Source organism: Micromonospora sp. NPDC049047 (assembly GCF_040649135.1).
Classification (GTDB): Bacteria; Actinomycetota; Actinomycetes; order Mycobacteriales; family Micromonosporaceae; genus Micromonospora.
Genome location: NZ_JBEZEY010000004.1, coordinates 284108 through 305010, shown reverse-complemented (window position 1 = coordinate 305010; position 20903 = coordinate 284108). Strand labels below are relative to the sequence as shown.

Genomic DNA, 20903 nt, shown 5'->3' with positions numbered 1-20903 from the left:
CGGACGTCGGTAGCCTGGCCGCCGTGCGGATCCTCGACTGCTCGCCGCCCGACCCGCTGGATCGGCGGCGTCGCCTGCTGCTGGACGCGCTGCTCTGGGTGGTGGTCGCGGCCCCGGTCGGCTACGCCGGGATCAGCCCGCCCCACCAGCGGTACGCCGTGCCGATGCTCGTCGGCAAGCTGCTGCTGCTCGGCGTTGCCGTGCTGGTCAGTCGGCGCAGACCGCTCGTCGCCCTCGTGCTGGCGGTGTCCGGGTCGGTGGTCGACGGCAACTTCGTCTTCGCCATCCCCGTGCTCAGCTACCTCGCGGGGCGGCGCACCGCTTCCGCCGCTCCCGCCGTCGGGGTCTTCGTGTTGATCGCGGCCGGCGGTACGGCGCTCAACCTGGGCCTGTTCGGCACCGGCGCGGCCACCTGGTTCCTGCTGGCCTCGGTGCTGCTGTTCGCCGCGGTGTTCCCCTGGTTGGTGGGCCGGTACCGGCGTCAGCAGCAGGAGTTGGCAGACGCCGGTCGGCGCCACGTCGAGGCGCTGACCCGCGAGGAGCGCGGCGCCGCCGAGCGGATCCGGTTGCGGGAACGGGCCCGGATCGCCGGTGAGATGCACGACTCCCTCGGTCACGACCTCAGCCTGATCGCGTTGCGCGCCGCCGCCCTGGAGGTGGCCGCCGACCTCGACGACCGGCACCGGGCCGCGGCGGGGGAGTTGCGGGCCAGTGTCTCCGCCGCCACCGAGCGGCTGCACGAGATCATCGGGGTGCTCCGGGAGGACGGTGACGCGTCGCCGCGTCCGCGTGGGGAGACGGTCGCCGACCTGGTCGACAATGCCCGGGAGGCCGGACTCGCGGTACGGATGGACGCCGCCTCGGCGGTCGCGGACCTGCCGGCGATGACCGGCCACGCGGCGCACCGGGTGGTGCGTGAGGCGCTTACCAACGCCGCCCGGTACGCGCCGGGCGCCCCGGTCGAGGTGCGGGTCACCCGCGACGGTGAGCGGGTCGAGGTGAGCGTGGTCAACGGTGCTCCGCCGGCCGAACCGCTGCCGGCCCCGCCGTCGCAGGGCAGCGGGTTGCTCGCCCTCGCCGAGCGGGTCCGCCTCGCCGGTGGCACGCTCGACGCCGGTCCCCGCGCGGGCGGCGGGTTCGCCGTGGTGGCGGCGTTGCCGGCAGGCGCGCCGCCGGTGGAGGCGATCGGGCCCATCGGTCGGGCCGCCCCAACCGGTGCCGGTGCGCCCGTGGAGCGACCGGTGGACGCGGAACGGCGGCTGCGCGACGCCCGCCGGCGGGTCCGGCGCAGCCTGGTGGTGGCGCTGCTGGCACCGGCCGGCTTCGCCCTGGTGCTCTCGTTCGTCTACTACCCGGTGGCGACCGCCGGGACGGTGCTGGACCGGGCCACCTTCGACCGGATGCGCGTCGGCACGGCCCGCTCGGAGTTGGCCGGCCTGCCCCGGCGGCAGTTGGAACGGCCCGCGGGATCCGACCGGGCCGGCTGTGAGTACTACACCGACGGCAACTTCCCCCTGGCCGAGCCGACCTGGCGGCTCTGCTTCACCGACGGCCGGTTGGCCAGCAAGGAGTCGATCGCGTAGTGGACGCCGACAGCGCAGGGCCGGTACGGGTGGTGCTCGCCGACGACGAGGCGATGATCCGGGCCGGCGTCCGGGCCATCCTCGCCACCGACCCCGGTATCGAGGTGGTCGCCGAGGCCGGTGACGGACACGCCGCTGTGGAGTTGGTCCGTGCGCACCGACCTCGGATCGCGCTGCTGGACATCCGGATGCCGCGCCTGGACGGGTTGGCCGCCGCCGCCGAGATCCGCCGGGCCGTGCCGGAGACCGCGACGATCATGCTGACCACGTTCGGTGAGGACGACCAGGTGGCCCGCGCGCTCGGGCACGGTGCCAGCGGGTTCCTGCTCAAGGCCGGTGACCCGCGGGAGTTGCTCGCCGGTGTGCACGCCGTCGCCGAGGGCGGCGCGTACCTGTCGCCGAGGGTGGCCCGTCGGGTGATCGAGCTGGGTGCCGGGCGGTTGGCCCGCCGGCCCGCCGCGCGGGACCGTACGGCCGGGCTGACCGAGCGGGAACGGGAGGTGCTGGCCCTGGTCGGGGCGGGGCTGTCGAACGCCGAGATCGCCCGCCGGCTGCACCTGGTGGAGGGCACCGTGAAGAGTTACCTGACGAGCATCTTCACTCGTCTGGACGTGCGTAACCGGGTGCAGGCGGCGATCCTCGCGTACGAGGCGGGGCTCGTCGACGGCTGAGCGGGGGCCAGCGCGGCCCCCGCCCAGCCGGTGCGCGCTACGCGTCGCGGCGGCGCAGCACGGCCCGGCCCAGCAGCAGCGCGGCAGCGGCCCACCCGGCGAGCAGGAGCAGCCCGACCAGGCTCGGGTACGGCTCGGTGTCGCCGACCATGAAGTGCCCGCCGGCCACGCCGGGAAACCCGTCGGCGATCCGGTTCAGCAGGTCGATGTCCGGCTCCTGAAGGGACAGCGGCACGATCGTCAGGGTGGCGAACAGCACGACGATGGTGAGCACCGCGCTGCGCAGCGCGGCACCGAGGCCCAGCGCGAACACACTCACCAACGCCAGGTACGCGGCCACCGCCACGATGTCGGCGATGGTGCCGCCGACCGGTGCGTTGCCCCACTCGCCGAGCACCGGCCGGGCGACCACTGTGCCGACGCCGCCGAGCAGCAGCCCGAGGGCGAAGGTGACAGCACCGGTGACCACGGCCTTGGCCAGCAGCACCCGACCCCGCGACGGGGTGCACTGCAAGGTGGTCCGGATGGTGCCGCTTGTGAACTCGGCGGTGATCGCGAGCAGGCCCAACGCCAGCACCGCGTACTGGGTCAACTCGACCGCGTCGATGAGCACGCTGCCGACGGTGACGATCCCCGGGTCGTCGGCCGGGTCGTCGTTGGTGTTGGCGTTGGCGGCGTAGATGGCGAGCTGCCCGGCGCTCGCGGCCATCACCAGCAGCCCGGCCAGCACCGTCCACCAGGTGCTGCGCACCGAGAGCAGTTTGGTCCACTCGGCGGCCACCGCACCCCGGAAGGCGGCCGGCTTTCCGGCGGTCGGCGCGCTGGCGGGGCGGGTTCCCGCGTCGGTCTGCGTGCTCATCGGTGCCCACCTTCGGTCGGACCGCCGGCGTACTCGACGCTGTCGGCGGTCAGCTCCATGAACGCCTGCTCCAGCGACGCGCCGTGCGGGCTCAGCTCGTGCAGTCGCACCCCCAGCTCGTGCGCCAGGTCACCGACCCGGTCGGCGGTGGTGCCGGTGACGGTCAGTTCGTTGCGGTCGGCGGCCAGCACGCTCGCGCCGGTGGCGGTGAGGCGCTCGGCAAGCGCGGCCAGCCCGTCCGGGTGCGGGCTGCGCACCCGGACGGCTACCGCACTGTTGGCGATCACCTCGTCGATCGGTGCGTCGACGATCAGCCGGCCCCGCCCGATCACCACGAGTTGGTCGGCGGTGAGCTGCATCTCGCTCATCAGGTGGCTGGAGACGAAGACGGTCCGTCCCTGGTCGGCGAGCGAGCGCATGAGCTGCCGCACCCAGCGCACCCCGTCCGGGTCGAGGCCGTTCACCGGTTCGTCGAACATCAGCACCGGCGGGTCGCCGAGCAGCGCGCCGGCGATGCCGAGCCGCTGGCCCATGCCGAGGGAGAGGGTCCGACCCGGTTTGCCGGCGGCCCGCCCGTCCAACCCGACGGTGTCCAGCACCTCGTCGACCCGACGGGCGGGGATGCCGTTGCTGCGGGCCATGGCCAGCAGGTGCGCCCGGCCGGAGCGGGTCGGGTGGATGGCTCGGGCGTCGAGCAGCGCCCCCACCTCGTGCAGCGGTCGGCGCAGTTCCCGGTACCCGCGTCCGCCGATGAGGGCCTGCCCGACGGTGGGTCGGTCCAGCCCGAGGATCATCCGCATGGTGGTGGACTTGCCGGCGCCGTTGGGGCCGAGGAAGCCGGTGACCCGGCCGGGCGCGACGTCGACTGTCAACGCGTCGACAGCGACTGTCGCCCCGAACCGTTTCGTCAACCCACGTAATGTGATCATGCGCTGACGCTAGGCGCGCGGCAGGTGGCCGCACCGCGCCCGAACGGCACCACCCGACCCTTACTTTCGTCAGGTCGCCGTGCGCGGTCAGCGCACGTAGTCCTCAAGCAGCGCCGGGGTGAGCCCGGCGCGGTGGATCGCCTTGAGCGCCGCGAGCAGGTCGTCCATCAGCGCCGGCCGGAAGTGCATGAGCAGCACGTCGCCGGGGTGCACCACCTTCTCCGGGGTCTGGTAGCGCACCTTCCCCTCGTGCACGGTCTCGGTCCAGTGGAAGACCGCCTTCGCGCCGCAGTCGTGCGCCGCCGTCAACGTGGTGCTGTCGTACTCGCCGAACGGTGGCCGGAACACTGTCGGTCGCGCGCCGAACAACGCCTCCAGCTTGTCCGCCGCCCCGCAGATCTCGTGTTTCTGGCGGTCGTACGACCGGCCGGCCAGCGAGGTGTGCGTGATTGTGTGGTTCTCGACGACCCCGCCCGCCACCACGATCTGCCGGAAGTAGTCGGGGTGCTCCGTCGCCGCGGGTGAGTTGAGGAACATGGTGACCGGGATGTGCGCCCGCCGGATGAAGTCGGGCACCTGGGGCGGCCGGGCCAGCCCGCCGTCGTCGATGGTGATGAAGGCGACCTTCTGGTCGGTCGGCAGGCGGTGCCAGAACGGGGCCGCGCCGGTCGCCGGCAGCGGCACCGGTTGCGGTGGCGCTGCCTCGGGGAAGGTCGGCACCTGCGACACGTACCAGTCCAGGCTGCCGGGAGCGGGCTTCGTCGTCGGGGACGGCGAGGCCGACGGCGTGGCGGACGGGGTCGGCTGGGCCAGGGTGATCTGCCGGACGTGCACCGTACGGTCGGCTGTGCAGGCGCTCAGCAGCAGCAGGGCCAGAACTGTTACGGCGGCGAGGATCCGACGTGCGGGGGTCGCTGACACGCCCGGAAACCTACCGAAGCGAGATCAGGATCTGGTTAGGCCGGTGTCCGGACCGGACGGCGGACGACGAAGGCGTCCGGCATCCGGAAGGTGAGATTGTCCGGGCACCAGGGCGGGCGGACCACTGTCACGCCGTCAAGCAGCGGCGCTGCCTCGGCAACCACCACTGCCGCCTCCATCCGGGCCAGCACGTCACCGACGCAGCGGTGGGCGCCCGCACCGAAAGCCAGGTGACGGCGGGATCCACGCTGGCCCGGTCGGAACTCGTCGGGCGCCTCGACCACCGCCGGGTCGCGGCCGGCACGACCCAGCCAGAGCACCAGGCTGCTGCCCGCCGGCACCGCCGTCGGACCCAACGTGCGGTCCGTCGTCGCCACCCGCCGCCAGGTGACGATCGGCGGCTCCAGTCGTAGCCCCTCCTCCACCACGTCGGCCACCGCTACCTCGCCGGTGCGCAGGCCGGCCCGCACCGTGGGCTCGCCGGCCAGCCGGTGCAGCAGCAGGGTGAGGAACTGCGAGGTGGTCTCCTGCCCGGCGACCAGCAGGAAGAAGAGCGCGCCGACCACCACGTCCGGCGAGTGCCCGGCCGCGCGCAGCTGACCGGCCAGCCCGCCGCCGGTGGCCGCGAAGTCCCGCAGTACGCGGTGGAACCGGCCCACCTCGGCGGCGAGGGCCAGCTGCCGGTCGGCGTCCAGCGGCGCCCAGAACAACTCCAGCGCGGCGCGGGCGAACTCCTTGACCGCGCCGACGGGGGCGTCCGGCAGCTCGACCAGCCGGGCCAGCACCAGCAGCGGCAGGTCGGCGGCGAGGTCCGCGTACAGGTCGACAGGTGTGCCGCTGTCGAGTCGGGCGCCGAGCCGGGCGACCCGGTCCCGGACCAGCGCGGTGAGCCAGGGCCGCTGCGCGGCGACCCGCTCGGGGTGCAACGCCGCCGCGACGGTCGCCCGGATCTCGGGGTGGCTGGCACCCGAGTTGTTGGCAAGGGTCGGCGGCAACCGGAACCGGTGCCCGGCGAGCACCCGCAGCGCGGCCACCGGCATCGGGGTCACCGCGTCCAACGCGTTGTCCGGCCGGTAGCTGACCGGGTCGGCCAGGACCTGACGGACCAACGCGTGCCGGGTGACGACCAGGTGGCGTCCGCCGACGTGGTCGCTCACCTCGGCGACGTCCGGCCAGGGTGCCTGGACCACCGACCCCCAGCTGGAGAAGAGCACGTCGACACGCTAGCGGGCGGCTCCCGGCAGGCCGGCGCGCAACTGCCAGACGGTGGTGCGCTTCACCCGGACGCTCTCCAGCGCCTCCGGCACCGGCACGTCGTACGCGGCCAACTCGTCGAAGCGGTCGCGGGGCAGGAACGCCCGGCCGGGGTCACCGACCAGGGCCGGTGCGCCGGCCCGGGCGGCGCGCAGCAGGAAGCGCAGCACCCGACGGGCCATCGCGTCGCTGTAGAAGACGTCCCCGGCGAGCACCACCTCGGCGTCCCCGGCGTCGGTGTCGAGGATGTCGCCGAACTCGGCGTCGACGCGTACCCCGTTGGCCTCGGCGTTGAGCGCGACCGCCGCCACCGCCAGCTCGTCCACCTCGACCGCTCGCACCGCTGCCGCCCCGGCGCGGGCGGCGGCGATGGCCACCAGACCGGAGCCGGAGGCGAGGTCGAGCACCCGGCGGCCGGCGACCAGCTCCGGGTGGTCTGTCACGTAGCGGGCGAGGGCCTGGCCGCCGGCCCAGGCGAACGCCCAGAACGGTGGCGGCCGGTCGGTGGAGAACTCGCCCTCGGTCAGCTCCCACAGCCCGATCGGCTCGTCGGCCTGGTGCAGGCGCACCTCGGGGACGAAAGGAACCGGGGCCAGCCGGGCGTGCAGCCGGACGAACGTGCTGGAGAGCTCGGACACCTGGCGATTCTCGCGCACCGGCAACCCGGGTGCCGGGAGGAGGGGGAGACACCCGTCCGGGTCAGCGGTTCACCACTCTCGGTGAAATCACCAACCGTCCTTGGCGTCGGTTGCGAAGACACCCGTCTGTCCGGCCCGCCCGTTTCCTCCTAGCGTTTCCCGGGAGCGACGAGAAGAGGCGAGGTGGTGGTGATCGTGTGGCGGTACGCGCTGCGGGTCGGGGCGTTGGTTGCCGGCGTGACCGGGGCGGTACTCACCCTGGCCGCGCCGGCGCAGGCGGCCTTCACCACCGAGTTGAGCGGCCTGCCGGCCCGGTTCACCGCCGGGGATCAGGTGCGGACGATCTCCGCGGTGGTGTCCCGGACGGATCGGCGCGGCGGCTGCGTGAAGGTGCGCTGGTCGATGGTGCTCAGCGTGCAGGGCATCCGACTCGACCAGGTGAAGATGGACCGGGTGGAGGAGACCGGGGACTTTCCCCTGGAGATCCGGACCGAGGGTGACGTGGCCCGGCTGACCGACCGGCAGCTCGACCCGGGCACGCTCTGCCCGGGCCGCACTGTCACCGCACGCTACCGGGTGGCCTTCGCCGAGGACGTCGCCCAGGGGCGGGTCACCCTCGCCGCCGAGGCGTACGACGCCAACGCGCGCCTGCTGGCCCGGCAGACGGCCACCCGCTCGGTGCGGGGTGCGGGCGTCACCCCGACCGGTACGCCGAAGCCGAGCGCCACCCCGGCGCGGCCCAGCGACCCGGCGAGCGCGCCGGCCGAGGAGGCTGACACGTCCGAGGCGGAGCCGGTGGGGGGCTACCCGGCCGACGCGGCGCCACCGGCCGGTCGCCAGGTCTCGCAGTCCGGTGGGTTCGGCGTGGTGCAGGCCGCGTTCCTGCTCGGCGGGCTGCTGCTCTTCCTCGGGATGGGCCTGCTGCTGCGGCTGCGACACCTGACCCGGGCCACTACCGACGAGGCCGAGGACCCGCCGGTGGATCGGCGCTGGGAGCGGCCGATGTCGGCCGACAGTTGGCAACCGGCCCGCCGCTGATCGGGGGACGTGGGGGTTGGCCGGCGCACTGCCCGCCGGCTCCCACGGGGTCACCACCCTGGCCACCACGACGGCGACCCGGCGCGCGTCGACGTGCACCGCCGACGGTGCCGCCGCCTGCTGCCGGTCGCCGGGCCCGGGCGCATGGGGTCAGTCGTCAGGTGTCCAGTCGGGGTCGCGGCCGAAGGCGGCAAGCAGGTGGTCCTGCTCGTCGGCGGCGTCGGACACCCGCACTCCGGTCTGGACCAGGTTGTTGCGGCGGTAGTTGTCGAGCTGGCTGGCGAACCACTGGGCGGCCACGTGCACCGCGTCCGGGTCGAACCGAGGCTGCGCGCCGATCGCCACCGCCACGTCCCAGCCGTGGATGAGGTGCTCGGCGAGGAGTTGCTTGAGGTATTCGGTGGCCGGGGTCGGGCCGCTGGAGAGGTGCACGGTGCGGTCGAGCGTGCCCGGATGGGTGGCGGCGATCTCGGCCTGCGCGGCCGCCTCCCGCGCCGCCGTGATCGGGTCGTCGCCGAGCTGGTCGCCGTCGAGTCGGTCGCCGACCTCGTCGATGGTCCGGCCGGCGAGCAGCGGGACGCTCCACCGGTCCTCGCTCACCACGTGGTTGACGAGCGTGCGTACGTCCAGTCGGAGCAGGGGGTCGGGTCGGACCACTGGCCGGGTCCGACCTGGTCCACCCGGTCGACGAATTCGGCCAGGCTTCGGCGGTACGCCTCCAGCAGATCCATGCTGCCGATTGTTCCGGTCGGCGGGGCACCCCCGAGCCGTTTTGCCGGGCCTGGTGGGGGCGATTGCGCCGCTGCCCGGCTCAGTCCAGGTCGGCCGGGTCCAGGCCGAGCTCCCGGGCGGTGACCAGCCGGACCCACTCGCCGAACTGCCGACGGGAGATCACCCGGTCGTGCACGGCGAGTTGGACGGCGAGGCCGTCCATCACCGCGCTGATCCGCCAGGCGGCCCCGTCCGGGTCGGCGCACTGGAACGTGCCGTCGGCCACCCCGGCGGAGATCACCGCGGCCAGGTCCTGCCGCCAACGCAGGTCGAGGCGGCGGGACACCTTCTCCAACTCCGGCGTACGCAGCGACTCGGACCAGCCGTCGATCCACATCGACCAGGAGGTCGCCCTCCCGGCCGGGGTGTAGAGCTTGAGGATCCGGCGGAGCTTGGTCAGCGGGGGAGCCGAGGAGCGGGTCACCGCGTCCAGTCGGGCCAGATCCTGCTCGACCGCGTACGCGAAGGCCTGCGCGAGCAGCCGGTCCTTCGTGGCGAAGTGGTAGAAGACCAGAGCCTGACTGACGCCGGCGGCCTGTGCCACGTCGGCCGTCCGGGTGTTGGCCAGACCGCGCTCCACGATCACGTCACAGGCGGTGCGCAGCAGGGCATCCAGGCGGATCTCGGCCGCACGTCTCGTCACGACCGTTACCGTAGCCCATCCGACTGAACACGAACAGTTACCACCGCAGCCGGATTCACGCTGTGACAGTCGGAAGCCGGACAATTCCTTGGGGTCCCGTCGGTCGTTTCTCAGAAGGTGTTCACCGAGGTTCCGCTGGCGTGGATGATGCACGAAGCGCCTGGTGGCCGGGGTTCGGCGCATCGACGGCAGGCAATCGTTCGGCGGTGTCCGAGGGTGACCGTCGGTGGCGGCCGACGGCACCAGGTCAGCCCCCTAGGAAGCCCTGTCGGCGGTGATACCGATCCCGCTGGGGCGGAAATGGGACGCGCCGAGGCGACCCCGAGTTGGCAGTCTTTCACCGGCTCGGCTAAAGTTCTCATCCGTCACCCGGGAACGTCCGGGGGCGTGCGGACGTAGCGCAGCTGGTAGCGCATCACCTTGCCAAGGTGAGGGTCGCGGGTTCGAATCCCGTCGTCCGCTCGGAGCTGCCGCCACGCATGACGGGGGCAACCTCGGTGGGGTGGCCGAGAGGCGAGGCAACGGCCTGCAAAGCCGTGTACGCGGGTTCAAATCCCGTCCCCACCTCGGCAATAGGCACGGGCGATTGGCGCAGTGGGAGCGCGCTTCCTTGACACGGAAGAGGTCACTGGTTCAAACCCAGTATCGCCCACCAGTAAACCAGCGGCTCGTCACCGGATTCCGGTGACGAGCCGCTGGTTTTGTTCCGGGCGGTCGGCCCCGGTGGGTTCACGTCAGGCTGAGCCGATAGCCGATCCCACGGACGGTGTGTACGCGTACCGTCGCGCCAGCCGCGCGCAGCTTGTGGCGTAACCGTTTCACCGCCGAGTGCAGGATCGACGTGTCGCCGAGGTAGGCGGCGCCCCAGACCGACTCGAAGAGCCGCTGGTAGGTCCAGACTCCGGTCGGTGCGGTGGCGAGGTGCGTGAGCAGGTTCCGTTCGAGGCGGGTGAGGGTGAGCGGTTGTCCGCGCCAGGTCACCAGGTGGTCGCGCGGATCGATCACGAGGTCGCCGAGGCTGATCCGGTCGTCCGCGTCGGCGCTGGCGTGGGCCGGGCCTCCGGCTGCTGGATCCGCATCTGGTTCGGCGGTGGCTCCGACGCTGAGACTGAGCAGTGGGCCCGGTGCGCCGATCGCGGGCGGACCGATCATCGCCTGCAACTCGGCCAGGTCGGCGCAGATCACCAGGGTGCCGAGGCCGTCCAGGCGCCGGACCATCCGCTCGCGCACCGACACGTCGGCGGTTACGCAGAACACGAGGGACACGTCGTCCGTCACCGTTCCCCCTCCCCAGGCGCCACAGGAAAGACAACGCTGTCCGACCCCCGTAGTCAATGGTTTCAGCGGATGACAGTGGCCACGGGCGTCGATTTCAGAGTGTGGCAGGGGAAACTTTGTCGATCGTTCCAGATTGCGGGTAGCGTTCGGCGCATGGCCCGTACCCGCGAGTTCGACTTCGACGCCGCAGTCGCCGCCGCCATGGACGTGTTCCGCAGAAAGGGCTACGAGGGCGCCTCCATGCGCGACCTCTCCGATGCGACCGGCCTGGGCAGCGGCTCGATCTACGCCGCCTTCGGCAGCAAGGACGGCCTCTACCTGGCGGTGCTCGACCTCTACCGGCAGCGCTACGCCACCCCGATGGTCGACCTGCTGCGCTCCGGCAACGACGCGCGGGCGGTCATCCGGGAGATCTTCATCGGTGCGGTGGACGACATCACCGGCGACGGCCGGCACCTCTCCTGCCTCATCGTCGGCGCCTCGATGGAGCGCGCGCACCAGGACGTGCGGGTCGCCGAGCGGCTCCGCTCGACCACCCAGTCCCTGGAGTTGGCCCTCTACGACCTGCTCGCCGAGGCCCAGTTGCGGGGTCAGATCACCACCGACCGCAGCGCCACCGACCTGGCCGGCTTCCTTGTGACAAGCCTTCAGGGGCTGCGGGTGATGGGCGCCATCAGCCCGGACCGGGCGGCACTGACGCGGTATGCCGAGGTCGCGCTCACCTGCCTGGACTGACCGCCGGCCGAGGTGGGCGGTACCCGCGCCGCTGAACGTGCTCGCCGGGCCGGGCCGGGCCGCGGGCGGGGGTCAGCGGCGCGCCGGGCCGACTGCCCGCCTCGCGGTGGCCGGCCCGGCGTCGCACGATCCGCCGACTTTGCCGGCGGTGCCCAACTGTCGGGTCACAGCGGCGGGGCGATGTCCCGCCGCTCCTCGACCCGCTGGTATTCCACCGGCTGCTCGGTGGTGGTGACCACCTGGCGACGCCGGCCCCAGATCATCGTGGTCATGATCAGGCCGAGCACGCCGGCTCCCATCAGGATCCAGCCGACCACGTCGAGGTTGATGCCGCCGACGCTCGCGTCCAGGGCGAAAGTGAGGATCGCGCCGAGCGCGATCAGGAAGATGCTGGTGCCGATACCCACGACAGCCTCCTTAAGGGGGTGTGGTGCGCTGTCGAGCGATTCAGTACCCCGGTGGCCACCAGCGCAATCGCCACCGCCGAGGGTGCCGCGTCAAGCGATCTTGGCATCGGGTAGAGTTCACCTGTCGCCGGCGCAAGTCGGGGACGTGCGGACGTAGCGCAGCTGGTAGCGCATCACCTTGCCAAGGTGAGGGTCGCGGGTTCGAATCCCGTCGTCCGCTCGCGATCTGCCCCATCGGGGCCTGGCCGCCGGGTTCGGCGGTCGCCACGGGCGATTGGCGCAGTGGGAGCGCGCTTCCTTGACACGGAAGAGGTCACTGGTTCAAACCCAGTATCGCCCACCACCTATGTGAGCTGTTCAGCCTGGCCCGTTACCGGATATCCGGTGACGGGCCTCGGCCGTTCTGCTCCCACTGCCACCAGCCGGTCACTCGCCGGCGCGCAGTACCTCACTCAACCTGTCGCGTCGCCGCAGCGCCGCCTCGACGGGTACGACCGCGGCGGCCGCGGCCAGCAACGCCACGCTCACCAGGCCGAGCAGCCACCACGGCAGGACCGGCACCGGGTCGGCGGCCTGGCCGGTGAGCAACCGCAGCTCGAGCGGGCCGAGCGTCAGGTGCGCGAGCAGGGCCCCGAGGAGCGGGCCGCACACCGCGGTGACCACGACCGGCGGCAGCAGCTCTCCGGCGGCGACCCAGCGCACGTCGCGGGGCCGCAGGCCCAGGGTCCGCAGCCGGGTCAGGGTCTGCCACCGTTGCGACGCACCGGCGGCGGCGGCGAGCGTGAGGCCGAGCAGCCCCAGCGCCAGCAGCACCGCGGCGGCCGTCCACGCCAGCCGGAGCAGCCCCGCGGTCAGCGGCGCCACCCGCTGTGCCCGCAGGACGTCCGCGCGCACCACGACCTCGGCGGTGACGCCGGTGTCCGACACGGCCCGCGCCGCGCCGGGACCGGTCACCCAGACGGTATTCGGAACGGCCGGCAGCCCGGCGTCGGCGAGGGCCGCGGCGTCCACGATGACGACGTCGTTGGCGCCGCCGACGGAGGGAGCGGTACCGACCGCGGCGAGCTGGACCGCCGGGGCGTCGTCCCGGCGCAGCTTCAGCCGCATGCCGGTCCGCAGCTCGCCGCTGCTCGATCGGACCAGCGCCGGGACGCCCTCGGGACGAGGACCGGGCGCCGTGAGCCGGTCCAGCGCCGGTGCGTCGGGCAGCGGGGTGGTGGCCAGCAGGCGTTGGAACGCGGCGGTGTCCACGATGACCAGGCGTGGGGTGAGCAGCGTCGATTCGGTGAAGACGGGTGCCGAGTCGGTCACCTGCGCGACAACTACCTGCCGGACGCCGGGTGCGGCGGCGATGCGCTCGGCGAGTGCCGGCGTGGTTTCGGCGGCGTCGGAGTCGACGTCGAGGCGGGCATCCGCGCCGACGGTGCTCCACGCGCCGTCGGTCAGACCCCGGCTGACGGTGGGGCCGAGGATGAGCGCGAACGACGCGAGCGCCGTGGCGCTGACCAGCACCAGCAGCGGCAGTGCGCGCCCGGCCGTGGTGGCCGCCTGGGCGGCACCGAACACGGCCAGCGGGCGGCGTGAGCGCATTGCCTGTCGGAGTGCGAACCGCGCCCCGAGGGGCAGCAGCCGGAGCAGGACCAGCGCGCCGACGAGCGCGCCAAGCGTGAGGGCGCTGATCGGCAGGATCAGGTCTCCGGCCAGCTCACCCGTGTCGCCGTCGGAGCCGACGGGCAGGAGCCCGCGCTGGTGCAGGGTGACGAAGGCTCCGGTCGCCGCGATCAGGACAGCGGCCTCCACGGCGGCGCGGCGCAGCTGGCCGGTGGCCCGGATCCAGCGCCGAGCGGCCGGGTTCGCGGGTTGGCGCCGGTCGCGGCTGGCGCGGGCGGCGGCGCGGATGCCGAACGCCGGCCCGGCGACGGCGCCGGCCAGGACCACCGGGACGGCCCAGGTCCAGGAGACGCCGGGAGTGGCCACCCGGGCGAGCGCGAGCCCGACGGCGCCGGCCGACAGGGACACCACAGTGGACTCGAGGACGAGTTCCGCGCCGAGGTCGGGTAGGGCCACCCCCCGCTGCCGGGCGGCGCCCAGCGCCGGGGTGCGGCGGCGGACCAGCAGGTCGGCGGCGAGCAGCAGCACCAGCACCGTGGCGGTCAGCACCCCGGTGAGCAGGACGGCGGCCTGTGCGGAGGCGGCGCTGATCTGCCTGCGGGCGTCGCGCAGGGCGGTGTCGAGCTGCGACTCCCACTTCAGGGACTGGTCGCGGTCGTTCGATGCGCCGGAGTTTGCCTTGAGCTTGACCACCTGGCGGGCGAGCGCCGCGCTGGTCTCCCAGGTGAGCGCGTCGGGTTCGGGGGCGAAGTGGACGGTGCGCCGCAGTTGGTCCTCACTTACGGCGAGCCGGGCGTCCGGTAACGAGTCGCGCGACAGCAGGCCGCCGAACCGGGTGGTCCCCACACCGTCGGCCCCGGGCACCGGGCGCAGCAGCGCCGGGGCGAGTTGCCAGGCGGGATCGGCGCTGTCCGCGGGTCGGTAGATTCCGCTGATCCGGACGTCTCTCTCGCGACCCTTGCCGTCCTTGACCGGGATTCGATCGCCGGGGCCGAGGTGGAGCGCTGCGGCGTCCGCCTCGGAGAGGCCGATCTGCACCGGCCAGGGCGGTCCGTCGTAGGGGATCTCGACGAATTCGTCGCCGACCGCGGCACCGGGGGCGCTGCCGGCGACCCAGGTCACGTCCGGGCCGCCGAGGTCACCGGCCAGGTAGCTGAACTGGAAGGTGCGCGGCGTGCTGCCCTCGGTGATGCTGAGGATCGGACCGTTGACGACGGCGACGGGCGGACGCAGCGCGGCGTCCAGGTCGGGCCCGAGCGCGTATGCGGCCCGGGCGCGAAAGTCGTCGACGTCCTTGGCGAGCTGGGCCATCCGGACCCGGCCGGTCATCCCGTCGTCGCCTTCCCAGTGGGCGTTGACGAGAACATCAGCGGTCTGACCGACGCGGCGGACGGTGTCCTGGACGGCGCTGTCGGCGGCGGCGCGGAGCAGCGCCGGCGCGGCCCCGACGAGCATCGTGACGGCTGCGATGACGGCGGCGGTGAGCAGCAGCGCTCCGGCGTCGGTGCGGCCCCGGCCCCGGACACTAGGCCAGTGCGGCGCCGGCCAGCGGCGGGTCAGCCACCGCTTCACGGCGCCACCCGCAGGTGCGCGGCGTCGGCCCGGCGGACCTGGACGGTGACCACGACGGCGACCGCCAGCAGGCATCCGGCCAGCAGTACGACGAGAAGTGCGGCCTCGGCCGGCCACGGCCAGTGCGGTTGGGCGGTCGGCACGGGCGCGGCGCCGGTGTCCGAGCGCACGAGCAGGGGAGCGACGACGCGGGTGGCGAGCGCGCCGACGACCGCGCCCGCCGCGAGCAGGGGCAGCAGCACACCAGCGTGCTGGCCGAGCAGGACGGCCCGGATGCCGCGCCGGGACATCCCCAGGCCGCGCAACCGTGCCACCTCGACGGCGCGGAGCTGCAGATCGCAGGTGACGTGCAGTACGACGCCGGCGAGCAGCAGCAGGGCCGCGGCCGGAACGATCAGCCGAAGCGCGGCCGGCAGCCCGGCGCGGAGCGGACCGCTGGTGCGGCGGGCGGTCTCCGCCTCGCGGGTCGCGACGGTGCCCAGGTGCAGGGCGTCGGCCCGTTCGGCGGCGCCGGGACCGGCTGGGTGGCCGACCCACCAGGCGTCGACCGGGAACGCCAGGTCGCCTTGAACGGCGCGGGCGCGGGACAGCATGTCCAGATCGGCCAGGACGGCGGCGGCGCCGGGGGCGGACGGAACGGTCGGCACGACCTCGGCGACGACGATCGGGACGGGCGTGATGCCGACCGTGACACTGAGCCGGCTGCCGCGGTCGGCGCCGACCGCGCTGGCAAAGTCGGCGGAGACGGCGACGGGCACCGGGCCGGGGTCCGGGAAGGCGGTGGCGACGAGAGTCCGGGCGGCCTCCTCGGCGCCGCCGAACTCGACTGTCGCGGCCATCCGCAGCGCGGTTCCGGTCGGCGTGGCGGACACCGTGACGGTCGGGCTGTCCACCTTGCTCGGGATCGGCGGCGCGGACGTGGCGGTCCAATCCGATCCGTCAGTGGAGCGCTCCGCCGGCCCGGCGGGCGGCATGGTGAGGGTGACGGCTACGTCGACGGCTCCGCCGGCCGCGTCGGCGCTGACCGGCAGGGCGACCGCCACGAGGCGCAACCCGTCAGCCGGCGCGCAGTCGGGCAGCCGGACCTCCCGGCCGTCGAGCGGTACGGCGGGACCCGTGCAGGAGGTGCGCAGGCCGATGGCGTCCTGGAGGAGCAGCCGGGGTGTCACGCTGAGCGGGGCACCGCTGGCGGCGGTCCCGCTCAGGACCAGCGGTGCGCCAGCCGGAATGGCGAGGCCGACGGCCCGGGTGCGTGGTGCCAGCGTGGCGCCCACGTCCGCCCAGCCGCGGTCGTTGTCCAGCCGCCCGCGCAGCAGCGCGTCGGCGCGGGCGGTGTCGACGGCGACCAGGCGCGGCGGACTGCCGGCGCTGCCGAGCCACTGACCGACCGTGGTGCCACGGTTGAGGGCCGGACTCACCGCCCCCGCGGTGGCCGCGTCGACGAGCGCGCCGTCGCCGGCCACCGGCGTCGTGCCGAGGGTGACTGCCAGATCGGTGCCGACGGAGAGCGCGGCCTGGTCGCGCTGCGACTGGTGCCACGTGCTGTCGAAGGCGAGGCCGAAGGTGCCGGCCGCGCAGGCCAGCCCGACGAGCAGCCCGGCGGCGACCGCCTGGGGCCGGCGGGCGGCCTCGGCGAGCGCCAACGGAAGCGCCAGCCCACGGGCGCGGTACGCCAGCCGGTCGACGCCGCGCAGGGCGGGTAGTACCACTCGCAGCGCCAGGGCGGCACCGGCGGTGAGCAGCAGCGCCGGCGCGAGCACCCGGACCAGGTCGGCGCGTGGGGTGGCGGCGGTGGGCTGCGCGTACAGCTGCCACCAGCCGGCGGCGGCGAACGCCGCGAGCAACAGGTCGGCGCCGGACCGGGCCAGCAGTTCCCGGCGGGTGCGCCGGTCGCCGGCGGCCGGGACGGCCCGGATCGCCAGGACGGTGAGTACCGCGGCGAGCACCAGCGCGCCGCTGGCGACCGCGAGGACCTGGACACCGGAGGTGGCTGGCGCAACGGTCAGGCCGGCGCTGTCCAGTGGCGGTAGGTGGGTCAGGCCGGCGTGCAGGGCCGACGAGGCCGGTATGGCGAGCGCGGCGGCCACGGCGGCGACCAGCCCGGCCTCGACTGTCGCGGTGGCGGCGAGTTGACGACGGCTGGTGCCCAGGGCGGAGCGCAGGGCGGTCTCGTCGGCGCGGATGCCCGCGGTCAGCCGGCCGGCGAGGACGAGTGCCGTCGCGGCCAGGACACCGCCGAGGACGGCGATGGCGAGTACGACGGCAGCGGTGACCTGCCGTTGGTCGTCGGCGCTCCGCAGGGTCAGCGGCAGTTTCGAGGCGACCCGGGCGAGGTCGGCGCGGTCGCCGAGGGTACTGGCCAGCGGGCCGTCGGCGCTGCCCACGGCCTCGGCCACGGTCTCCAGGTCGCGGCGGCTGGAGTGGGTGAGGTCCGGATGGGCGGTGATCTCCATCCGGTCGACCGTGGCACCGGTGCCGAGCAGGTCGGCGAGGTCGACGAGGAACGGGCCGTAGGCGTTTACCGGCTGCATGAAGCGGCCGTCCCGGTAGTCGATGGCGAGGCCGGCCCCGGCCAGCGGGTCGCGGTCCCAGCCGCGCCCCGGCAGCGGGCGTACCACGCCGACGACTGTCACGTCGATGGCCGGGACCGGCGGGTGGGCCAGTTCGGCGCCGAGGCGTACCCGGCGACCGGGGGTGAGGCCGAGCTCTTGTGCGGTGGACTCCAGCAGCACCGCGTCGCCAGGGTGCTGTGGCCAACGCCCGGTGACGAGCTCGGCCCGGGCCGGCAGATCGTCCAAACCCGACAGGTACGCCTGGGGCGCGACGGTGGTGCCCGGCGCGAGCGTGGGCGGCAGCGCCCGCAGCACCGTCGACGCCCGCGCGGTTGTCGTCACCGAAAACGGTGCGAGCGTGGCGGTCATCACGGTGCGGGTGTCCGCGGCGACGGACGGTGCGTCCGGGCCCTCGACGCTGCCGGTGTAGACGGTCACGTCGACGTCGGCGGGGGCGGCGCGGGCCATCGCGACCTCCAGGGCCCGCTCGGCGGTGCGGGTGACAAGCAGGGTGCAGGTGCCCAGCAGTGTCGCGCCGATCGTGACGATCCCGAGGAGGGCTGCCAGCAACGGCCACTGCGCGCGGGCGCGCCGGCTGACCAGCCTCAGCATCGTCGCGTCACCTGGCGTCCGGCACGGGCTCGTTCGGCCGCCCGGCCGCCTGGTCGTCGAGGTGCCCGTCGTTGATGCGGATCACCCGGTCGGCCAGGGCCATCATCACCGCGTCGTGCGTCGACACCAGGACTGTGACGTTTTCGGATTCCACTATGCCGCGCAGCAGGGCCATCACCGACAGGCCTGTCTCGGCGTCCAGTTGCCCGGTGGGCTCGTCGGCGAGCAGCAGCCGGGGCGAGGCGGCCAGCGCGCGGGCGATCGCCACCCGCTGCTGCTGGCCGCCGGACAGCTCGGCCGGTCGCTGCTGGGCGTGGTCGGCCAGCCCGACGAGTTCCAGCAGCAACTCGACCCGCCGCTCGCGCTCGGCCGGGGCGGCGCGGGCCAGCCGCAGCGGGGCGGCGACGTTCTCCGCGGCCGACAGCACCGGGATCAACCCGAAGCTCTGGAAGATGTACGACACCTGCTCGCGCCGCAGCCGGGACAGCCCATCCTCGTCGAGTGCTGTGACGTCGGTGCCGTTGACGTGCACGGTGCCGGCGTCCGGGCGGTCCAGGCCGCCGATGACGTTGAGCAGGGTGGTCTTGCCCGACCCGGACCGGCCGACGAGCGCCACCATGGCACCGGCGGCCACGTCGAACGACACGCCGCGCAGGGCGTGTACGACGGTCGGCCCGGTGTGGAAGCGCCGGTGTACGCCGCGCACGCGCAGCAGCGGTTCGCTACTCATTCGCCGCTTTCCGAGTCGGGGCGGATCGTGATGTGGTCGGGTTCCAGGGCCAGCCGGACCCGTCGGGTGAGTGCCAGCGCCTGGCGGAACTCGCGGGGCACCTGGACCCGCCCGGCCCGGTCCATCACGGCGTACTCCTCGGCGATCAGGTGGGTGTCGCCGGCCGCGTCGGTGGTGGTGCGGCGCAGCACCTCGCTGCTGGTGCGCCCGTCCCGGATCGCGACTGTCCGTTCGACCTGACCGCTGACCTCCGGGTCGTGGGTCACCACGACAACTGTGACGCCGTAGCGCCGGTTGACGTCCCGCAGCACGCCGAAGACCTCCGCGGACGTGGCGGCGTCCAGCTCGCCGGTCGGCTCGTCGGCGAGCAGCACGCGCGGCTGGTTGGCAAGCGCCACCGCGATCGCGACCCGCATCTGCTGCCCGCCGGAGAGCTGCCCGGGCCGTCGATCGGCGCAGTCGGCGACGCCGAGGCTGTCCAGCAGTTCGGCCGCGCGTTCCCGGCGCTCCGCCTTGGCGGTGCGGGCCGCGGTCATCGGCAGGTCCACCATCTCCCGCGCGGTCAGGTAGGGGATCAGGTTGCTCGCGGTCTGCTGCCGGACGAACCCGACGGTGCGCCGCCGGTAGTCCACCCGGTCGGCGCGGGACATCGTCAGCAGATTCCACCTGTCCACCCGGACCCGCCCGGCGGTGGGGGCGTCGATGCCGGCCAGGATGGACAGCAGCGTCGACTTGCCCGACCCGGAGGCACCGACGACGGCGACCAGTTCACCGCTCTCCACTGCCAGGTCGAGCCCCTGGAGGGCCTGCACCTCGATGGAGCCGGTCTGGTAGATCCGCACCAGGTTCTCGCAGACGATGAGCGCGTCCCGGCCGAACTCGGGCGCCCGCGCGGACGGCTGCGGCAGGGACAGCGGGGTGCTGGACATTGTCAGCAGTTTCGCAATTGGCGGCTCTGTTGACCATGCTCCGAAGCGGCTTTTTTTGGGTATCCCGGGCGCGGTCCGCTACCGCGCGTCACGCTCGTCGCGGTTCTGCCTCTGGCAGATCTGCCAACGGTGAAACGGGGTGCCGTCCGCCGGCCCGCGACGGCAGGGTGGCGGGCATGAGACTGCTGGTGCTGGGCGGCACGGGATTCGTGGGCGGCGCGACTGTCGCCGAGGGCGTACGCCGTGGTTGGTCGGTGACGGTGTTCAACCGAGGGCTGCACGGCGTGGTGCCTCCCGGCGTACACCGGTTGCGGGGTGACCGCACCGCCCCGGACGGCCTGGCGGCGCTGGCGGGCGGCGAGTGGGACCTGGTGGTGGACACCTGGGACGGTGCGCCCCGCATCGCGGGCGACGCCGCCCGCGCCCTCGCCGCATCGGTGGACAGGTACGTGTACGTGTCCAGCGGTTCGGTCTACCGCGACCCGTCGGCGCACGGGCTGGACGAGGAGTCCCCGGTGGTGGACGCCGAGCCGGATGCCGTCGACGGCGACTACCCGCAGCTCAAGGCGGGTGCCGAACGTGCCGTACGGCAGGTGTTCGACGACCGGGCGCTTGTCGTCCGCGCCGGTCTGATCCTGGGCCCGGGGGAGGACATCGGCCGGTTGCCCTGGTGGCTGCGGCGCGTCGAGCGCGGCGGTGACGTGCTCGCGCCCGGCCCGGCGGACCTGCCGGTGCAGTACGTCGACGTCCGCGACCTGGCGGCGTGGATGCTGGACGCGGGCGCCGGACGGTTGGGCGGGACGTTCAACGCGGTCGGCCCCCGGGCGCAGACCACGATGGGTGAGCTTCTCGACGCGTGCGTGGCGGCCACCGGAGCAGCCGCCCGGCTGCGCTGGACCGACCCGGACCGGATCGTCGCCGCCGGGGTGCAGCCGTGGAGCGACCTGCCGATCTGGTTGCCGATCGGCCACCCGTACCGCGGGTTGCTGGAGCGGAACGTGACCCGCGCCCTCGCCGCCGGGTTGACCTGCCGGCCGGTGGCCGAGACCGTCGCCGACACCTGGCGGTGGCTGCGCGAGGTCGGCGTGGTGCCGCCGCGCGCCGGGCGACCCCAGCGCAGCGCTATCGGCCTGGACCCGGCCCGGGAGGCGGCGCTGCTCGCCGGCTGAC

The 20903-nt window shown here is 73.8% G+C and carries 19 protein-coding genes and 5 tRNA genes; 10 read left to right on the top strand and 14 right to left on the bottom strand.

The window, feature by feature from the left end; all coding sequences use genetic code 11:
• The first annotated feature begins 23 nt into the window (after positions 1–23).
• Entirely contained in the window at positions 24–1583 is a 1560-nt protein-coding gene (locus AB0B86_RS09520) for a histidine kinase (protein ID WP_357407985.1), read from the top strand.
• Positions 1583–2254 carry a response regulator transcription factor gene (locus AB0B86_RS09515; protein ID WP_357407983.1) on the top strand — a complete coding sequence of 224 codons (672 nt, stop codon included), beginning with the start codon at positions 1583–1585 and terminating at the stop codon, positions 2252–2254. Before AB0B86_RS09520 ends, AB0B86_RS09515 begins: the two co-directional genes overlap by 1 nt.
• A gap of 37 nt (positions 2255–2291) precedes the next feature.
• Here AB0B86_RS09515 and AB0B86_RS09510 read toward each other — a convergent pair whose 3' ends face one another.
• The 5 genes from AB0B86_RS09510 to AB0B86_RS09490 all read right to left on the bottom strand — a co-directional run bounded on the left by AB0B86_RS09510 (position 2292) and on the right by AB0B86_RS09490 (position 6855).
• Positions 2292–3113 (bottom strand): ABC transporter permease, encoded by an 822-nt coding sequence (locus tag AB0B86_RS09510; protein WP_357407981.1) that lies wholly within the window; start codon positions 3111–3113, stop codon positions 2292–2294.
• Positions 3110–4042: an ATP-binding cassette domain-containing protein gene (locus tag AB0B86_RS09505; protein ID WP_357407979.1), complete on the bottom strand. Its 933-nt coding sequence runs from the start codon at positions 4040–4042 to the stop codon at positions 3110–3112. The genes AB0B86_RS09510 and AB0B86_RS09505 overlap by 4 nt, the downstream gene beginning before the upstream one ends.
• Positions 4043–4129: 87 nt before the next feature.
• Complete coding sequence (locus AB0B86_RS09500; protein WP_357407977.1) at positions 4130–4963, bottom strand: polysaccharide deacetylase family protein; 834 nt, start codon at positions 4961–4963, stop codon at positions 4130–4132.
• 35 nt (positions 4964–4998) lie between these two features.
• Positions 4999–6153 carry a cytochrome P450 gene (locus AB0B86_RS09495; RefSeq protein ID WP_357408139.1) on the bottom strand — a complete coding sequence of 385 codons (1155 nt, stop codon included), beginning with the start codon at positions 6151–6153 and terminating at the stop codon, positions 4999–5001.
• Positions 6154–6186: 33 nt separating this feature from the next.
• Positions 6187–6855: a 50S ribosomal protein L11 methyltransferase gene (locus tag AB0B86_RS09490; protein ID WP_357407975.1), complete on the bottom strand. Its 669-nt coding sequence runs from the start codon at positions 6853–6855 to the stop codon at positions 6187–6189.
• A gap of 183 nt (positions 6856–7038) precedes the next feature.
• Between AB0B86_RS09490 and AB0B86_RS09485 the strand changes: the two genes are divergently transcribed.
• Positions 7039–7893 (top strand): hypothetical protein, encoded by an 855-nt coding sequence (locus AB0B86_RS09485; protein ID WP_357407973.1) that lies wholly within the window; start codon positions 7039–7041, stop codon positions 7891–7893.
• Between the two features lie 150 nt (positions 7894–8043).
• Here AB0B86_RS09485 and AB0B86_RS09480 read toward each other — a convergent pair whose 3' ends face one another.
• The 3 genes from AB0B86_RS09480 to AB0B86_RS09470 form a co-directional block, all read right to left on the bottom strand.
• The gene (locus AB0B86_RS09480) at positions 8044–8493 is read right to left on the bottom strand and encodes a TIGR03086 family protein (protein ID WP_357417150.1); all 450 of its coding nucleotides are present in this window, start codon (positions 8491–8493) and stop codon (positions 8044–8046) included.
• A complete protein-coding gene (locus AB0B86_RS09475; protein WP_357417148.1) occupies positions 8490–8624 on the bottom strand; it encodes a hypothetical protein in 135 nt (44 codons plus the stop codon). Before AB0B86_RS09475 ends, AB0B86_RS09480 begins: the two co-directional genes overlap by 4 nt.
• 80 nt (positions 8625–8704) lie before the next feature.
• On the bottom strand, positions 8705–9307 hold the full coding sequence (locus AB0B86_RS09470; protein ID WP_357407969.1) for a TetR/AcrR family transcriptional regulator: 603 nt from the start codon (positions 9305–9307) through the stop codon (positions 8705–8707).
• Positions 9308–9696: 389 nt separating this feature from the next.
• Here AB0B86_RS09470 and AB0B86_RS09465 point away from each other — a divergent pair.
• The 3 genes from AB0B86_RS09465 to AB0B86_RS09455 all read left to right on the top strand — a co-directional run bounded on the left by AB0B86_RS09465 (position 9697) and on the right by AB0B86_RS09455 (position 9962).
• Positions 9697–9769, top strand: a tRNA-Gly gene (locus tag AB0B86_RS09465).
• A gap of 34 nt (positions 9770–9803) precedes the next feature.
• Positions 9804–9874, top strand: a tRNA-Cys gene (locus AB0B86_RS09460).
• A gap of 13 nt (positions 9875–9887) precedes the next feature.
• A tRNA-Val gene (locus tag AB0B86_RS09455) sits at positions 9888–9962 on the top strand.
• Positions 9963–10036: 74 nt separating this feature from the next.
• On the opposite strand, the gene AB0B86_RS09450 is transcribed toward AB0B86_RS09455, so the two are convergent.
• Positions 10037–10543 carry a winged helix-turn-helix domain-containing protein gene (locus AB0B86_RS09450; protein ID WP_357417238.1) on the bottom strand — a complete coding sequence of 169 codons (507 nt, stop codon included), beginning with the start codon at positions 10541–10543 and terminating at the stop codon, positions 10037–10039.
• Between the two features lie 195 nt (positions 10544–10738).
• On the opposite strand from AB0B86_RS09450, the gene AB0B86_RS09445 reads away from it, so the two are divergent.
• Positions 10739–11320: a TetR/AcrR family transcriptional regulator gene (locus tag AB0B86_RS09445; protein WP_357417146.1), complete on the top strand. Its 582-nt coding sequence runs from the start codon at positions 10739–10741 to the stop codon at positions 11318–11320.
• Positions 11321–11484: 164 nt separating this feature from the next.
• Here the strand turns inward: AB0B86_RS09445 and AB0B86_RS09440 are convergent, their stop codons facing one another.
• Positions 11485–11727: a DUF6458 family protein gene (locus tag AB0B86_RS09440; RefSeq protein ID WP_357407965.1), complete on the bottom strand. Its 243-nt coding sequence runs from the start codon at positions 11725–11727 to the stop codon at positions 11485–11487.
• A 147-nt stretch (positions 11728–11874) separates the two neighbouring features.
• Here AB0B86_RS09440 and AB0B86_RS09435 point away from each other — a divergent pair.
• Positions 11875–11947, top strand: a tRNA-Gly gene (locus tag AB0B86_RS09435).
• A gap of 48 nt (positions 11948–11995) precedes the next feature.
• Positions 11996–12070, top strand: a tRNA-Val gene (locus tag AB0B86_RS09430).
• Positions 12071–12153: 83 nt separating this feature from the next.
• Here the strand turns inward: AB0B86_RS09430 and AB0B86_RS09425 are convergent.
• The 4 genes from AB0B86_RS09425 to AB0B86_RS09410 are packed head-to-tail and all read right to left on the bottom strand — an operon-like array spanning position 12154 to position 19733.
• Entirely contained in the window at positions 12154–14910 is a 2757-nt protein-coding gene (locus AB0B86_RS09425; RefSeq protein ID WP_357417141.1) for an ABC transporter permease, read from the bottom strand.
• Entirely contained in the window at positions 14907–18074 is a 3168-nt protein-coding gene (locus AB0B86_RS09420; RefSeq protein WP_357417137.1) for an FtsX-like permease family protein, read from the bottom strand. The genes AB0B86_RS09425 and AB0B86_RS09420 overlap by 4 nt, the downstream gene beginning before the upstream one ends.
• A gap of 7 nt (positions 18075–18081) precedes the next feature.
• Positions 18082–18804 carry an ABC transporter ATP-binding protein gene (locus AB0B86_RS09415; protein WP_357407958.1) on the bottom strand — a complete coding sequence of 241 codons (723 nt, stop codon included), beginning with the start codon at positions 18802–18804 and terminating at the stop codon, positions 18082–18084.
• Positions 18801–19733 carry an ABC transporter ATP-binding protein gene (locus AB0B86_RS09410; RefSeq protein ID WP_357407956.1) on the bottom strand — a complete coding sequence of 311 codons (933 nt, stop codon included), beginning with the start codon at positions 19731–19733 and terminating at the stop codon, positions 18801–18803. Before AB0B86_RS09410 ends, AB0B86_RS09415 begins: the two co-directional genes overlap by 4 nt.
• Before the next feature lie 176 nt (positions 19734–19909).
• On the opposite strand from AB0B86_RS09410, the gene AB0B86_RS09405 reads away from it, so the two are divergent.
• Complete coding sequence (locus AB0B86_RS09405; protein WP_357417133.1) at positions 19910–20902, top strand: NAD-dependent epimerase/dehydratase family protein; 993 nt, start codon at positions 19910–19912, stop codon at positions 20900–20902.
• Position 20903 lies beyond the last annotated feature (1 nt).

Bases quoted from the DNA above. Each gene is read 5' to 3' on its own strand.
- AB0B86_RS09475 (WP_357417148.1), bottom strand. From the start codon at position 8,624: ATGGATCTGCTGGAGGCGTACCGCCGAAGCCTGGCCGAATTCGTCGAC.
- AB0B86_RS09405 (WP_357417133.1), top strand. From the start codon at position 19,910: ATGAGACTGCTGGTGCTGGGCGGCACGGGATTCGTGGGCGGCGCGACT.
- AB0B86_RS09510 (WP_357407981.1), bottom strand. From the start codon at position 3,113: ATGAGCACGCAGACCGACGCGGGAACCCGCCCCGCCAGCGCGCCGACC.
- AB0B86_RS09505 (WP_357407979.1), bottom strand. From the start codon at position 4,042: ATGATCACATTACGTGGGTTGACGAAACGGTTCGGGGCGACAGTCGCT.
- AB0B86_RS09410 (WP_357407956.1), bottom strand. From the start codon at position 19,733: ATGTCCAGCACCCCGCTGTCCCTGCCGCAGCCGTCCGCGCGGGCGCCC.
- AB0B86_RS09445 (WP_357417146.1), top strand. From the start codon at position 10,739: ATGGCCCGTACCCGCGAGTTCGACTTCGACGCCGCAGTCGCCGCCGCC.
- AB0B86_RS09415 (WP_357407958.1), bottom strand. From the start codon at position 18,804: ATGAGTAGCGAACCGCTGCTGCGCGTGCGCGGCGTACACCGGCGCTTC.
- AB0B86_RS09420 (WP_357417137.1), bottom strand. From the start codon at position 18,074: ATGCTGAGGCTGGTCAGCCGGCGCGCCCGCGCGCAGTGGCCGTTGCTG.